The organism is Prosthecobacter sp. (assembly GCF_044232965.1).
Taxonomy (GTDB): Bacteria; Verrucomicrobiota; Verrucomicrobiia; order Verrucomicrobiales; family Verrucomicrobiaceae; genus Prosthecobacter.
The window spans coordinates 28,705-43,069 of the sequence record NZ_JBIIKX010000021.1; the positions used below are offsets into that span (position 1 = coordinate 28,705).

Here is a 14,365-nt window from a genome sequence, read left to right on the forward strand (position 1 = left end):
AAGTGACGGGAGCAAGCATGGGACTTTGAGATGCGTATTGGCTGCATGTCTGATCTCTCCGCGCTTTCTCGTCGTGAACTGCTGACCCGCATGGGGGGCGGTTTGGGGGCGCTGGGGCTGGCCTCAACGGTGCAGGCGGGGCCGAGGTCGCACTTCCTGCCGAAGGCGAAGCGGGTGATTCATCTGTTCATGAACGGCGGGCCGTTCGGGCCGGACTTTTTCGATCCGAAGCCGGGACTGACGAAGTATTCAGGACAAAAGCCGATGGGGGCCGATCTGCGCACGGAACGGCCCACAGGCGGGCTGCTGGCGTCTCCCTACGGCTACGCGAAGCATGGTCAAAGCGGGCTGGAGATCAGCGAGCTGCTGCCGAATCTGGCGCGGCATGCGGATGACCTGTGCGTGCTGCGTTCATGCCACACGGACAATCCGAATCATGGTCCGGCGCTGCTGCTGATGAACAACGGCACGATGACGGAGCGCGTGCCGAGCATGGGCTCGTGGCTGAGCTACGGCCTGGGCAACGAGAACGCGAATCTGCCGTCGTTTGTGGTGCTGTGCCCTGGGAAGCCGGTGCGGTTTTCGATTTTGTGGAGTAGCGCGTTTTTGCCGGCGCAGCATCAGGGCGTGTACATCAATCACTCGAACCTGGAGCCGGGGAAGATGATTCCGTGGCTGACGAACGAGCGCTACTCACCGACCGAGCAGCGGAAGCAGTTGGATCTGATGCAGGCGCTGAACGCGGAGCATCTGGTGGCGCGTGGCGGAGCGGATGTGGCGCTGAACGGTCGCATCCAGGCGATGGAGACGGCCTTCCGCATGCAATCGGCGGCGACGGATGCCTTTGATGTGAACCTGGAACCAGCGAAGGTGCGCGAGATGTATGGCACGAGCCATTTCTCCAATGGCTGCCTGATGGCGCGGCGGTTGGTGGAGCGCGGCGTACGGTTTGTGCAGCTCTACTATGGCAACGGGCAGCCGTGGGACTCGCATTCCAATCATGACGCGACGACGCGGAAGCTGGCGGCGGACATCGACCGGCCCATCGCGGCGCTGATCGGCGATCTGAAGCAACGCGGCATGCTGGACGACACGCTCATCGTGTGGGGCGGCGAATTTGGCCGCACGCCGGTGAGCGAGAACGGCAACGGCCGCGATCACAACCCGCATGGCTTCTGCATGTTCTTCGCGGGCGGAGGTGCGCAGGGCGGCATGGCTTACGGCCAGAGCGATGAGTTTGGTTTCAAAGCAGCGGTGGACAAGATGCACATCCACGACATCCACGCGACGATCCTGCATCTGCTGGGCATGGACCACGAAAGGCTGACGTATCGCTATGCCGGACGTGATTACCGGCTCACGGATGTTCACGGGCGTGTGCCGCGTGCGATTGTGGGCTGAAGCAAATCAAGCCCTAGTCTTGTCCGTGCGGAAACGGCTCCAGAAGGATTTCTTCTGCGGCTCGGCTGTGCGGATCTCCACCATCGGCGGTTTTTTGGTCTTCGAGGCGGGGGCCGGAGGAGTTTCCTTGGGTTTGTCCGCTGGTTTGACAGCGGCGGGCGGCGGCGCAGGAGGATTGTTGTCCGCTGGCGGCGCGGCGGGTCCATAAAGCTCACGCGTTTTTTGATGCAGCATCTCGGCTTCGGCGGCGCGTTGCATGGAGTCGCGGATGCTGGAGGGCACGGCGCTTTCGGTCAGCGGCGGGAGGAGCAGGTTGGGGCCTTGAGCCCAGTTGCCCAAAGCAGGAAGCACCGAGGCGATCTCGTTCTGGTTGTTCACCTTGTGCAGGCCGATGACACGCAACGAGGTGCCGAACATGTAGAAAATGGTGCTCTCATCGAGGCCTTCGACCATGCTGCCACCGCGCTGCAAGATGGGGCTGCCGCGCAGGATGATCTCGTCCTCGGTGATGAAGGCTTCCTGGCAGAGTGCCTTGGCAGGCTCGCCGAAATTCATTTCGATGAAGACCTTGCCACGGGCGCGTGCCTTGCGCGGCTTGCCGTCGTCGCTGTACTTGAAGACCTCGATCGAGTCGGCGGCGATCTTGAGGTAGGGGGGGAATTCCAACTGCTGTGTGGAGATGCTCTTGGCCTCCGTGTAGCTCATGCTGAGCAGGAAACTCAGATCCATGGGGCCTTTCACCAAAACGGCGTCCGTTCTGCCAGAAGCAGCCGGGTCGGTCTTGGTCGCAGGCGTGGAGCCGGTGGTGCTGAGGCTACGACAGCCGACGCCGAACAGAATCACTGTCGTCAGCGTTGCGGCGGCTAGGCCGTGAAGGAACCGTGGTTGAGTGGTCATCAGCTTCTCTTAGATACACCAAAGACGAATCTGCTCATCTTGATTTTTTCAGGAATGTGAATCAATCGCCTGATTTTGTGGTGAATAGCGCTCATAGCCGGCAAAAACCATGCCGAATGGGTTTTCAGCGTCGGCGGGGGACTCACGGCGGGAAACCGCCCGCCAAATCCCTGGGTCGAGGGCAGGAAAGGGGACGCCAGCATGTAAATAGGTGCCCACATGCGTGAGAATCAGCCGATCCGCCCGTGGCATGGCCGCCGCGTAAGCAGCGCCCCCGCCGCAGACAAACAGCTCCCGAGCCCCTCCTTGGGCGGCGGCTTCCAAGGCCGAGTCAAGATCAGCCACGGCCTGGCCGACGGGCGGGGTGAAGTCTGAGTCTCTCGTCAGAACGAGCGGGTGATGCCCGGCCTGGAACCAGCCCAGCATCTCCTGGTAAGTGCGCCTGCCGATCAGCAGCCACTGGCCGCGTGTGACGCTGCGGAAGTGCTCCCGGTCTTTCGGCAGAGCCCAGGGCACGCCTTGGCCGGTGGAAATGAAGCCGTCCGCCGAGACAGCGGCAATGAGGGTCAAAACAGGCCGCAAATTCACTTAGAAAAGCGCCGATTCGCCGTCGCGCAGCAGGCGCACGCGATGCCCGATCCGGCGCTCCAGGGCGGCTTTGATGAGGCGTTCGGCGGGTTCATGGATCGGTTCGCCGCCGAGGGGAAAAGTTTCGTGATGCATCGGCACCATGGATTGCGCCCCGAGCATCTCGAAAGCGTCCAGCGCCTCCTCGGGATTCATGTGGACCGGACGTCCGCTCGGCGCGTCATAGGCACCAATTGGCATGAGGGCGAGGTCGATATTGGAGCGCTTGCCGATCTCCTGGAAGCCGTCAAACATCGCGCTGTCGCCGCAGTGGAAGAGGCACCGGTCGGGGGACTTGATCAAAAAACCGCCGAAACCGCGATGCGTGTCATGGATCATGCGCGCACCCCAGTGGCGGGCAGGAGTCAGGGTGATGCGCAGATCTCGGAAAGTGGCGCTCTGCCAAGTTTTCAGCTCCACGATGCGCCCGAAGCCGCAGTTCTTCACGAGGCTGCCGACGCCCTCGGGAACGATGATCGGCTGGGCGGCGGCCAGCTTGCGCAGACTCGGCAGATGCAGGTGGTCGTAATGCGCGTGCGTCACGAGGACGAGGTCGATGGGGGGAAGATCATGCGCCCAGACACTTGGGTGTTGCACGCGTTTCACCGGGCCGTGCCACAGCGCCCAGTTCGGGTCGATGGCGATGTTGATGCCGCCCACCTGGGCAAAGAAGCCTGCGTGACCGAGCCAAGTCACCGCAATTTCGTCCTGTGTGGCAATCGGCAGCAGGCCGAAGTCCTGGCCCGGCTTGCGTGGGGCGAGGAGCGAGGGGATGAGCACCTCGTTGAGGAACTGCATGTTGCGTTTGCGCCAGCCTTCCGTCGGTAGCAGGCCGATGCGGTTGCCCTCGGTCTGGGTTCGCTTCAAGAAGCGACGCTTTTTCAGCGGGCTGGGGGTTCCAGCCGCGCCAGAAGTTGAAGCGGGATCGAAGAGCATGACCGGGAATCCTAAGTCTTATGGATGTTAGAGATCAACTGCCTCAAACTCAAGGCTTAACTTCGAGGGGGGCGCAGAAGGCTGTTCCGGCACAAAACCGGCCCGTTCAGGCTTTCACCGTGCCCAGCGCGGTGACCCATTTTCCCTTGGTAATCGTCTTTTGGACCACAAATCCGGCGCGATTACCTGCGGCCAGGCAATCCTTGGCCTGGGTGCGCAGGATGCCGGAAAGCATCAAAACACCTCCAGGGGCCACGGACTGGATCAGTTGCGGGAATGCCGCCTCCAGCACGTCATGGAAAATGTTGGCAGCCACGATGTCCCAGGTCTGCTTCGGCTGCCATTTGAGCACGTCGATCCGGGTGAAGCTCACCTTGGGGGTGTCATTGCGCTCGGCGTTCTCCTTCGAGATGCGCACCGCCGCCGGGTCGTAATCACAGCCCCAGACACGGCGGGCACCGAGTTTCGATGCCGCGATGGCCAGGATGCCGCTGCCGCAGCCAAGATCGGCCATGCTCCAGGGCTTGCCAGACTTGTTCAGCGCTTCTGCCAGATCCACGAGCAGGCGCAAAACAGTGGCCGTGGTGGCATGGTGGCCCGTTCCAAAGGCCATGTCTGCCGGTACGGCGATGATCTCACGATTGGGGAACTCTTTGCGGGCCTTGGTTAGCTCCGCGTTGGTCCGGGCCGTGCAGACGACAAACTTTTCACGCACCTTCACTGGCGGTGGCGCTTGAGAAGCATTCGCAGCCCAGTTCTGCTGCTTGAGCAGCCGCACGGTGCCGCCCCATTCTTTCTGAATGACCTTGGCCCGTTTCTCCGTGGCGCAATAGACCTCCACACGGATGGTTTGCCTGCCGGGAAAGCTGCTGATGACGAGCGTGGCGTCGTTACTCCCGGCGAATCGTTCTTCCCACGCATCAGACCACTTGGCGGCGGAGAGTTTGGACCAGACAAACATGAAGGTTTGGGAGAAGGCCATCTCTCTGAGAGAGATGGAGCGGGTGACGCGATTCGAACGCGCGACATCTTCCTTGGCAAGGAAGTGCTCTACCACTGAGCTACACCCGCAAAACTTGCGGCCCGGATACTGGCGCAAGCTGGTTACCGTGCAAGCGCAAAGTTGAGTCTGTTGAGAATGATTTTATTCGCGGCATGATCTCCGCGTGAACCTGCCTGCACATATCTGGATCAATGGCCGAATCGTTAACACCGTCGAGGCGCGCATCTCCCCCTTTGACCATGGCTTTCTCGTCGGGGATGGCGTGTTTGAGACGCTTGTCGCCCGCAATAACAAGCCCTTCACTCCAACACGGCACTGGAAGCGTCTCGTCGCCTCCTGCGAGTCCATGGGCATCACGCCACCTGCTTTTGAGGTCTATTTACAGGCCATCCTAGAGGTCATGCAGGCCAATGGTCTGCCAGATGCCCGCGTCCGCGTCACGCTGACCAGCGGTGACGGCCCCCTCGGCTCCGACCGTGGTGAATCGCCCTCCACGATGACCGCCGCTGCCACCCCGCTCAAACCCTGGCCACCCACCGAGACCGTGCTCATCGTGCCCTGGACGCGCAACGAGCGCGGTGCCCTCGCAGGCATCAAATCGACCTCGTATGCCGACAACGTGCGCGCTTTGGCCTTGGCCCATGCTCAAGGGGCAGGGGAGGCCTTGTTTGCCAACACGCGTGACGAACTCTGCGAAGGCACCGGCACCAATATCTTCATCGTTGCGGGTGGCCGTGTGCAAACGCCGCCGCTCAGCTCCGGTTGTCTTGCGGGTGTGACGCGTGCGCTCACCATCGAGGCTTGTCAGGCTGCGGGCATCACCGTCGAAGAGGTCGCGTTACCCATCAGCGTCCTGCAAAATTGCGACGAAGCCTTTCTGACCTCCAGCACGCGCGATGTGCATCCGCTGGCGCGAATTGATCAGCGCGAGATGCCTGGCGTGTCGGGTGCTGTTACCCAGCAGGTGGCGCAGGCGTTTCGGGACTACGTCGCGGGGCGGGACGATCCGTAAACCTCGCTCAACTGCCGCAGCAGCTTTTCCAGCTTCGCGTAGTACTCATCATCGCCCAGCGTGACACGCTGCCCCTTGAGTTTTTTCAACTCGACTTCGAGCGCGTCGCGTTTCTTACGTTGCTCGTCGGTGAGCTTCTTTTCCTCGTCGCTGAGCACGAGCACGAGTTGCGAAGCGCGTTCGCCATCGAGCTTGGCCTCGGCAGGCGGTGCTTCGAGCACTTCACGGCGCGTGGCGACGCCGTCGCCGTTGTCTTCGATCAACGCGTGTTCCGTGGCCAGCCGGCCTTCATTCTCATAAAACATCGCCGCCGCCTTGCTGGCATGGCGGAAGGCTTCGAGAATGGAAACCTGCCTGTCCTGATCGATGTCGGCATCACCCAACCCGCCGATGGCTTCGGCGAAATACTCGCCAAACCGCGCATAGAACACCTCATCCGGGCCTTTGGTCGCTGTGATGATAATCCGGCCTTTGCCTGCCAGTGGACGCACAAATCCGCCGCTCGATGAGGCGTTGTGGATGAGCACAATTTCCTGTTTCAGAGGTGCCAGCCACCCGGCGAGCTGTTTGGCCTCAAAGTCCGGCCCCTCGGCGTTAAACTTCGCCTCACGGCCATCAAACGTGCCATGGCCAATCAGCACGAGCCACAATGAGCGATCCGGTTTTGCTGCTGCGAGACGCTTTTCGAGCTTCGCAGCGGTCTCTGCGCCGCTGATGATTTCGACCGGCACTTCGCCCTTCGCGCAGGCCGCTTTCCAGGCTTCGACCTGCGTCGAGAACTTCTTCCCATACTCCTCCGCGCCATCCGCGCCGCGTACGATGACGACGTCGAGGATTCGTGCGTGAAGGGAGCAGGTGAACAAAATGAAAAGCCAAAGTCTCATGCCATGCCTCCTTTCCTTCGTAGCATCCACTCACCGAGCAGCAGCAGCAGGATCGCGATGAAAATCCAAGGTGTGTGCCACAGCGGCGTCGCCAGTGTAACCTCGACGGGCACGCGGATGTTTTTCAGCATCTCGGGCAGCTCTGTGATGTTCTTCAGAGCGAGCATCTTCCCGCCGGTCTCATCAGCGATGCGCTGCATCAACTCGCGATTCGGCTCCAGCTTGGCGAATTCCATCGCCAGCGGGTCATGCGTCCAGCCGACGGCCTTCGTGCCGAGCGCTGTGCGTTTTCCGGCATCCTCGACGGTCGTGGTGGCGCGGTAGTAGCCGGGTTTGCTTGTAAAGAACTCCGTTTCGAAAAGTCCGGCCTCTTTCAGGCTCGGCTCGGCAAAGAGCTGTGACTTGCTGCCATCTGGCTGTGTGACCTCGATCTTAACGATGGCATCGCTGTTCGCCTTAAAGGCTCGATCCTTCACTCTGACGGCCAGTTTCACACGCTCCTGGTCGGCGGCGTCGATCTCAGCGGCAAAGGTGATCGCATCCGCCACATCCACGACCAGCCAGCGCATGAGCTGACGCCACATGCGGTCCATGTCCTTGTGCGCGTCGGTGTCATACAACCCCCAGCGCCACAGATCGGCGATCATGAGGCTTCCAACGCGGCCTTCACCAAAACGCTGCACCGCAACGGCGGGATAGGAGTTCTGCGCGTCTGAAACCGTCGCCAAAATGCTCGCGCCCGGCTTGATGGAGAAGGCGGGATTGATGGATTGAAACGCGGGCATCGCGGACAGGCGCTTCTCATCCTCCTCGCGGTCCGTGCGCAGCCGCATCCATGATTCCAACCAGCCTTCACGCGTGAGATTGAACCGCGCGTCCGCCACCGCCGGGCCGCTTGCTGCTTGATCGAGATACACCGGCAGCATGCGGCCGATGGGCGTGTTGTCATAGCCGCCGGTGCGATAACACTCCTGGCCGCCGAGCATGAACAACGCGCCGCCGCGCTCGCTGACGAAGCGCTCGATGAGGTTCATCTGCTCCTGTGTGAAAAACGCCGCCTCGATGTCGTCGAGAATGATGGCGCGAAACTCCGCAAACAAGTCCTCCGCTGCTTTCGGGAAGCCGTCGGTGAGTTCCTTGGCATCCTTCGTGCCCATCCGAATGATCACCGGTTGGTCGTAGCGCTGCGCCTCCTCGCCTTCCTTGGCTCCAAAGCCGCGAAACAGCGGGTTCACGCTTTCACCGGCCTTGCCACGCCATTCGAATTTCGGTTCCCGTTTCGCGATGCGCACCAGTGCAGGCATCTGGATGTCATCATCACCCGCGATGGCGCGGCGCAGGAATTTGTATTCCCAATTTGGCCGACCCGAGACGTAGAGCACGCGATACGGCCCTGCGCCGCGATCTGCGACAAGGAGGCGTGTGTTGTTCGCCAGCGTGGCTTCTTTGCCGCCTTCACTTTGGTGTGCGAGTTGATAAAAGCTCACCCCCGACTTCGCCACCGGCACACGCAAGCGCACCGTTTGAGCCGAATTGCCGCTGAGCGTCACCTTTTCGGACGCCACGGGCTTTTTGTCCTCGCCGAGCACTTGCAGCGTCGCTTTGCCATTGCCAGTCACGCGAGCGGTGATGGTGATCGGCGCGTCTTCAAACGGACTCGTCGCCACACTGGCCTCGACGATGCTGAAATCATCCGGCGGAGCCTTGTCGCCGGCCAGCACGGTGAAAACGGGCGTGCTCTTCGTCTCCGCTTTCCACGCGGCGAAGTCGGTGGCATTGCCATCGCTCACCACGACCACGGCGGCGAGGTTCGTGCCGCCGGAGCGCAGCGTCATGAGCGTGCGGCAGAAGTCCGAGCGCGTGCCGTCGAACCTCAAGCCACGAAAATGCGGCACGCTCTTCGTTTGCGAGCCTCCGGTCATCAAACGCAGGCGGAAGTCTTCCCCCAAGGCCTTGATCCATGCAGCATCGTCATCACTGGATGCCAAAGCCGCCTGCACGAGTGCCGCGCGGGTTTTTCCACCCACGGATTCCGCCAGATCAAGCGAGGCGCTGGCATCCACCAGCACGACGACTTCGTTTTCACCCTTCTTCGGCTGCGTGCGCGTCCATAGCGGATCGAGCAGGCACAGCGCCAGCAGGGCCAGCGCGGCGGTCTTGCACAGCATGGCCGCCAGCCGCTTCCAGCCGCGAAGGGGCGATCTCACATAGCCTGCGATGAGCAATCCCAGCACCAGCACGACCACCCCGGCGGCCAGCCAGGTGAGGTTCATGTTTTGCCAGACAATGCGGGGCATGCGTGCGCAGATAACGCCGTGGAAAAGAGAATGCTACAGGCGATGCGAAATTACGCGGATTCGAGTGCCCAAAAAACAAAGTTCGGGATGCAGGACGGTTTATTCCGCGTTTCTTCCCGCGCATGGCCTCCACGATCCAACCGCAATCCGCCGCGCTCATCCAAACCTATTACGACACCTTCAACACCGGCGACCGTGAGGCATTCCTTGCGCTGCTGACCGACGATGTGGCCCATGACATCAACCAAGGCGGCACGGAGACAGGGAAAGACGTGTTTCGCGCCTTCCTCCAGCGCATGGACCGTTGCTATCGCGAGCAGGTGCGTGATCTCGTGGTCTTCGCCAACGAAGATGGCAGCCGAGGCGCGGCGGAGTTTTTCATTGAAGGCGAATACCTGTCCACCGACGAAGGCCTGCCACCCGCCGCCGGTCAGCGCTACCGCCTCCGCGTCGGCGCGTTCTTTGACCTGCGTGAAGGCCGTGTCAGCCGTGTGACGAACTACTACAACCTCGAAGAGTGGCTGAGGCAGGTCGGGGCGGGGAAGTGAGGTTCGCTCACCTTACTTGTCGAAGAACGAGTCTTCCTCACGGTCAGCGACCTTCAGGTAGCGGTAATAAACCTCCAACTGCAGCGTGCAGAGGGTCTGGCGGTAGATGTCATCAGCAGCGTCACCAGCAGGCCAGTTCGGGCGTCCGCGCTTGAAGGAGCCGTCGGGCTGCTGGGCGCTGAGGATCTGCGGCAGGAACTGCTGGTTGTAGAACTTCCAGTCGTCGCCGCCCTGCTGGAAGAAGGCCTGGGTGTAGTAATACCAGCAGTAGAGATTGCAGTTTTTGTTCCAGTCCAGCGGCTCAGCGGTGAGGAATTCGGTGAGGAACTTGAGGCCTTTCTTGATGGCGCTGGTCTTGCCCTTGGCCATGGTCTGCAAGCCGAGGACGCCGACACCGGAGAGACTCCACTGGTTGTAGTGCGCGTCACGGTTGGCCACGCCGAAGCCGCCGTCCTTGGTCTGCTTGTCCTCAAGGTACTTGGTCATCTTGGTGATGGCGGAGTGCAGACCTTCGATCTTCAGGCTGGTATTCTTGGCGGCCTTGAGCGCCTGGAATTGCCAGCCGGCGACGGAAAGATCCTCGCGGCTTTTTTTGCCGGCATAGAAACCGGTCTCGCCGTCATACACCCAGCTTCCGCTGTCCTGCTGATTATCGATGATGATTTTCACGCCCTGCTCGAAGGCCTCGCGCATGCCGGGTAGGGGTTTTGCTCCGAGGCGGGCCAGGGTGTACATTTCGCCGAGGGCGTAGGTGGCGATACCGTGCTCATACACCGGCGCGTTGCCTGACGTGGCCTGGCTGAAGAGCTTGTGCTTGTTCGCCTTCTGCGTTTCGATCAGGAACATGATGCCCTTCATCACATTGTCGCCGTAGAACGGTGACTCCGGCGTCTCGCAGCGGCCCAGGTAGCACAGCAGCGCCAGACCAGTCATCGCGCACTTGTTGTTGCGGCCCCAGGAGCCGTCGGCGTTCTGCTTGCCTTTCAGCCACTCCAGCGACGCGCTCACCGCCGCCTCGCACTCCGGCGTCCCGCCGTTCTGCCGTAGTTTCTCCAACCGCTCCTGCGTCGAGCAGCGGCTTCTCATCGACGGCGGCAGCGTCACAAAACCTGCTGCTCCTCCCATCCCCATCCCTTTGCCAAAGCCACCGCCTGCTCCTCCCGCTCCAAAGCCGCCGCTCGCTCCCAATGAACCGCCGCCGAGCATCGCGCTCACATCTGGCATGTCCAGCGCGTCCGGCGGCGCCTCCGGCAGCGTGATCGACGAGTTCATGCTCGTGCTCACCAGCTTCTTCATCGGCATCGTCTTGTTGATCGAGCTGCGCTTCTTCTGCTGCACCTTGTGCTGCAAGTCCTGGCTGGCCTGCGCCCCCTGCGCCGTGCCGCCACCGGGCAGGAAATCGACCTGCTTGTCCATCACCCCGGTGCTGAACACGATGAACAACGCCAGCACTCCGAGCCCCGCGTGAATGAGAATGCTCATGAGCAGGGCGCTCGCACCCATCTTGCGCCACACCTGCACGAACTTGTTGGGCGGAGGCCCGATCTCGATGTGCGTGAGCGCGGGCGGATGAAACACCTCGCCTTCGTGATGCTCGGCCACCGCGACGGCGGCATCCCCCGCGTCATCGGTAGGCGCGGCAGGTGCCATCGCCATCGGTGTGCTCGGCGCGGGCACCGCCGGGGCCAAGGCCGCAGGGATGGGTGCCGATGAAGGAGCCACCGCCGTCGGAGCGGGCATGGCAGGCATCGGTGCGCTGCCGGGCTGCGGAGTGGCGGGAGTCACCGTGCCAGTGGTCGGCGCGGGCGGCGGCATGACCGCAGGCATCGGCATGGTCGGCATCATGCCTGGAGGCATGGGATAGCCTTGCGGGTAACCTTGGGGAGGATACCCCGGCGGCATCTGCGGCGGATAGCCCTGCGGCATCGGATAACCCTGCGGATAGCCCGGCATCTGCGGCGGGTAGCCTTGCGGCATCGGATAACCCTGTGGGTAACCCGGCATCTGCGGCGGGTAGCCTTGCGGCATCGGATACCCCTGCGGATAGCCCGGCATCTGCGGCGGATAGCCGGGAGGCGGCGCGTAACCCGGAGGCAGCGGCTGCGTGGCTCCGGGCTGGCCTTGCGGCGGCGGTGGCTGCTGCGATGGATTGGCGGGATTGCCGGGCTGCGACGGATTCATGGCGGGAGAGGGTTGTTCCTCAGCAGATTACACGGCAGCCGCCTAGACCGACAAGATGAATCTGATCGCGACCTCGATTCCTATGTGTCGAGCGCGGGATCGTTGAGGTCGAGGCCAAGTTTCTTCAACTCCCACTCCTGCGATTCCCAGGGGATCGTGACCGGTGTGCCCACGGCCTTTTCGTTCGTGTAAATGCCGGCGGAGAGCGGACGGATGCGGCGGTGCGTGGCGTGCTTGTCCACCAGCGGCATGCCCTGTGCCTTTGGTTCGGGATTCTGCGTGGCCTGCTCCTCCTTTTGCCACTGTTTCGCCATCTGATGCAGCGCGACGACGCGATACCAGTGCCAGGGCTGCTCGCAGCGCACGTTGTCACGGCACCAGCGCCAGTTGGCGAACTGCTCCAGCTCACCGGGGCGGATGAGGAAGCAGCGCACGCACTTGCGGCGCACCACTTTGCGATCCTCGCAGGTCATGGCAAACAGCCAGGCTTCGCGCGAAAACGGCGTCGTGGCCAGATGACCGGCGATGTGGTTGAAGGCGTCGTTCAGCACCTCAAAGCCGAGCTGTGCCTCGGTGCGCAGCACAGGGTCTTTCAAACTGGTCATGTCCGCCAGCTCACGCACAATTTTTCGCGCAGCCGGGTTGTCATAGAGGTCGTTCACCGTCGTGCTGGGCATCAGGTTGCGGAAAATGAGCACGCACTCGCCCGTGCCCGGCACCGGAACCAGGAAGTGCGCCTGAAACAGCACATCGTCCGAATCACCGCGCCGCAGCCGGTCCAGCGCCTTCAGATGCCTCCGAAACAGCAGCAGCCAGCTCGCGAAGAAGCCCAGCAGGAAGCCGATGAACTTCCCCGTGATTTCCGGCACCACGCGCTGCCATTCGAGGTGGCGCAGCCAGTCCGCCGCCTGCTGCGCGTTCAGGTTGCCGGCCCATTGGAGGAATTCGTTGTAAAGGCTCATGAGGAGTGAGGGAGTCGCGGACGCGGAGGCTAGAGACGTCGGGCGCTTTATCAAGAAACGAGTCGCCGCACAAAGTCCGCCAAGATTTCAAGCGAAGGCATGGACGCGCTGGCGGACGGTGCTTAGATGGGCATGCGGCACCGCTGAACGCCGCCAAATTTTTTTTCTCTCCATGCACGCCGCCGGCCCCAAAAATCCTCTCCATGGCATCACCTTGCAGATGATCGTCACCCAGCTCGTCGAGCACTACGGCTGGGAGATGCTCGGACGCATGATCCCGATCAACTGCTTCAACTGGCAGCCCAGCATCAAGTCCAGCCTCGTCTTCCTCCGCCGCACGCCCTGGGCGCGGGACAAGGTGGAGGCGTTGTATCTGGATTCGCTGCCGGACATGAAGGCGGGAACGCAGGAGCAGGATTCTTGTGAGAGCACGAAACTTGACCCAGCTTGAGCACTTCTTGACGGCTCCTTCTCTTACCCCATCCGATCCGCCACAAAGATCGTGTGCGTGCAGCGTTTCGCCTGCGGATATGCCTTCGCGGCCACCGTTTCGACCTTGAAGCCCGCTTTGGCGAGACGTTTGGCAAACGCATGATCCGTGCTCGCCGACCAGAACGTCACACGCCCGCCCGGTTTGAGTGCCTGCGTGATCGCCTGGAAGCCCTGCGCCTGATACAACCGCGCGTTGCCATCCTGCACCATGGCGATGGGGCCGTTGTCCACATCCAGCAGGATCGCGTCGTAATGAGCCGCCGGAGCGCGGGCGATCACCTGAAACACATCCTCCACGCTGACCTCAACGCGTGAATCCTCCAGTAGCAGACCGTTCACCGTGCTCAAAAACTCACGGTTCCACGCCACCACCTCCGGCAGCAGCTCCGCCACCTGCACGCGGGCATCCGCGCCCACCAGTTCCAGCACCCGCCGCAAGGTGAAACCAAAGCCCAGCCCGCCAATGAGCACGCGCATGCCCGCTTGGCCGCTCAAACGGGCACACGCCAGTTGCGCCAGCACCTTCTCCGACTCCGACGCGTTCGTTCCCATCAACGGCTGCCGGTTCACCCGCAGATAAAAGTGCGTGTCATGTGCATGTAGAGTCAGTTCAGCACCCTCGGGCGTACGGGCTTGAGCGAGTTGGAGGAAGGGTTTCATTGGGGTAGCGACAGCGGGAGCCAGTCGCTTCCACGATGATGACAGGAGCGCGGAGGCCCTGCTCTGCAAGCTGGTGTTATTTACTTGGGTAAACGCGGGGGATATGGATCCATCAAGAAGCTAACCAACTGTCTGTAACTCAATCCGTTCCTTCCTTTTGTAATCGCTTCCCAGCCTTTGAGATGGCCGAAATGAGATTCGAGTGCAAGGAAAGCTGTGGCGTCCCTTCGAACGGTGGAATGCTCCCATGCGTTAGACTTCGCCTGTAAAGCCATGAAGGCTAAAAAATGAACGAATTGGGCGAGTCCATCACGATCTGCATTCGTGATAGCATCGGACGTTTCGTAAAACTCCAGATCGCAGAGGTATTTGCCAGGATCAAAAGAGGAAAGGTCCGAATGAGGCGAACTAAGGGTGCGTATCTTGACAGATTTCATTTTGTGATCTGGTGGCACCTTAGATTCG

13 protein-coding genes and 1 tRNA gene are annotated in these 14,365 nt (G+C 61.6%); 4 read left to right on the top strand and 10 right to left on the bottom strand.

What is annotated here, in order from left to right; genetic code table 11:
- Nucleotides 1-45 precede the first annotated feature (45 nt).
- Nucleotides 46-1,401, top strand: a complete 1,356-nt coding sequence (locus ACILSI_RS11185) for a DUF1501 domain-containing protein (protein WP_395721963.1) — start codon at nucleotides 46-48, stop codon at nucleotides 1,399-1,401.
- 6 nt (nucleotides 1,402-1,407) lie between these two features.
- Here the strand turns inward: ACILSI_RS11185 and ACILSI_RS11190 are convergent, their stop codons facing one another.
- The 5 genes from ACILSI_RS11190 to ACILSI_RS11210 all read right to left on the bottom strand — a co-directional run bounded on the left by ACILSI_RS11190 (nucleotide 1,408) and on the right by ACILSI_RS11210 (nucleotide 4,932).
- On the bottom strand, nucleotides 1,408-2,298 hold the full coding sequence (locus tag ACILSI_RS11190; protein ID WP_395721964.1) for a hypothetical protein: 891 nt from the start codon (nucleotides 2,296-2,298) through the stop codon (nucleotides 1,408-1,410).
- Between the two features lie 48 nt (nucleotides 2,299-2,346).
- Nucleotides 2,347-2,868 carry a dihydrofolate reductase gene (locus ACILSI_RS11195; protein WP_395721965.1) on the bottom strand — a complete coding sequence of 174 codons (522 nt, stop codon included), beginning with the start codon at nucleotides 2,866-2,868 and terminating at the stop codon, nucleotides 2,347-2,349.
- Between the two features lie 18 nt (nucleotides 2,869-2,886).
- Nucleotides 2,887-3,792, bottom strand: coding sequence for an MBL fold metallo-hydrolase (locus tag ACILSI_RS11200; protein ID WP_395721966.1), 906 nt, complete (start codon nucleotides 3,790-3,792; stop codon nucleotides 2,887-2,889).
- Nucleotides 3,793-3,967: 175 nt separating this feature from the next.
- A complete protein-coding gene (locus tag ACILSI_RS11205) occupies nucleotides 3,968-4,843 on the bottom strand; it encodes a 50S ribosomal protein L11 methyltransferase (protein ID WP_395721967.1) in 876 nt (291 codons plus the stop codon).
- Between the two features lie 14 nt (nucleotides 4,844-4,857).
- Nucleotides 4,858-4,932: transfer RNA gene (locus ACILSI_RS11210), tRNA-Gly, on the bottom strand.
- 95 nt (nucleotides 4,933-5,027) lie between these two features.
- Between ACILSI_RS11210 and ACILSI_RS11215 the strand changes: the two genes are divergently transcribed.
- A complete protein-coding gene (locus tag ACILSI_RS11215) occupies nucleotides 5,028-5,876 on the top strand; it encodes an aminotransferase class IV (RefSeq protein ID WP_395721968.1) in 849 nt (282 codons plus the stop codon).
- On the opposite strand, the gene ACILSI_RS11220 is transcribed toward ACILSI_RS11215, so the two are convergent.
- The gene (locus tag ACILSI_RS11220) at nucleotides 5,849-6,760 is read right to left on the bottom strand and encodes a hypothetical protein (RefSeq protein WP_395721969.1); all 912 of its coding nucleotides are present in this window, start codon (nucleotides 6,758-6,760) and stop codon (nucleotides 5,849-5,851) included. The two genes, ACILSI_RS11215 and ACILSI_RS11220, sit on opposite strands and share 28 nt — an antisense overlap.
- On the bottom strand, nucleotides 6,757-9,057 hold the full coding sequence (locus ACILSI_RS11225; protein WP_395721970.1) for a hypothetical protein: 2,301 nt from the start codon (nucleotides 9,055-9,057) through the stop codon (nucleotides 6,757-6,759). The genes ACILSI_RS11220 and ACILSI_RS11225 overlap by 4 nt, the downstream gene beginning before the upstream one ends.
- 122 nt (nucleotides 9,058-9,179) lie before the next feature.
- Here ACILSI_RS11225 and ACILSI_RS11230 point away from each other — a divergent pair, with 122 nt between their 5' ends.
- On the top strand, nucleotides 9,180-9,605 hold the full coding sequence (locus ACILSI_RS11230) for a ketosteroid isomerase-related protein (RefSeq protein WP_395721971.1): 426 nt from the start codon (nucleotides 9,180-9,182) through the stop codon (nucleotides 9,603-9,605).
- A 12-nt stretch (nucleotides 9,606-9,617) separates the two neighbouring features.
- Here ACILSI_RS11230 and ACILSI_RS11235 read toward each other — a convergent pair whose 3' ends face one another.
- The gene (locus ACILSI_RS11235) at nucleotides 9,618-11,786 is read right to left on the bottom strand and encodes a hypothetical protein (protein WP_395721972.1); all 2,169 of its coding nucleotides are present in this window, start codon (nucleotides 11,784-11,786) and stop codon (nucleotides 9,618-9,620) included.
- Between the two features lie 80 nt (nucleotides 11,787-11,866).
- A complete protein-coding gene (locus tag ACILSI_RS11240; RefSeq protein ID WP_395721973.1) occupies nucleotides 11,867-12,748 on the bottom strand; it encodes a hypothetical protein in 882 nt (293 codons plus the stop codon).
- 172 nt (nucleotides 12,749-12,920) lie between these two features.
- Between ACILSI_RS11240 and ACILSI_RS11245 the strand changes: the two genes are divergently transcribed.
- Nucleotides 12,921-13,199 (top strand): VF530 family DNA-binding protein, encoded by a 279-nt coding sequence (locus tag ACILSI_RS11245; protein ID WP_395721974.1) that lies wholly within the window; start codon nucleotides 12,921-12,923, stop codon nucleotides 13,197-13,199.
- 23 nt (nucleotides 13,200-13,222) lie between these two features.
- Here the strand turns inward: ACILSI_RS11245 and ACILSI_RS11250 are convergent, their stop codons facing one another.
- Nucleotides 13,223-13,900: a spermine synthase gene (locus ACILSI_RS11250; protein ID WP_395721975.1), complete on the bottom strand. Its 678-nt coding sequence runs from the start codon at nucleotides 13,898-13,900 to the stop codon at nucleotides 13,223-13,225.
- Between the last annotated feature and the right edge of the window lie 465 nt (nucleotides 13,901-14,365).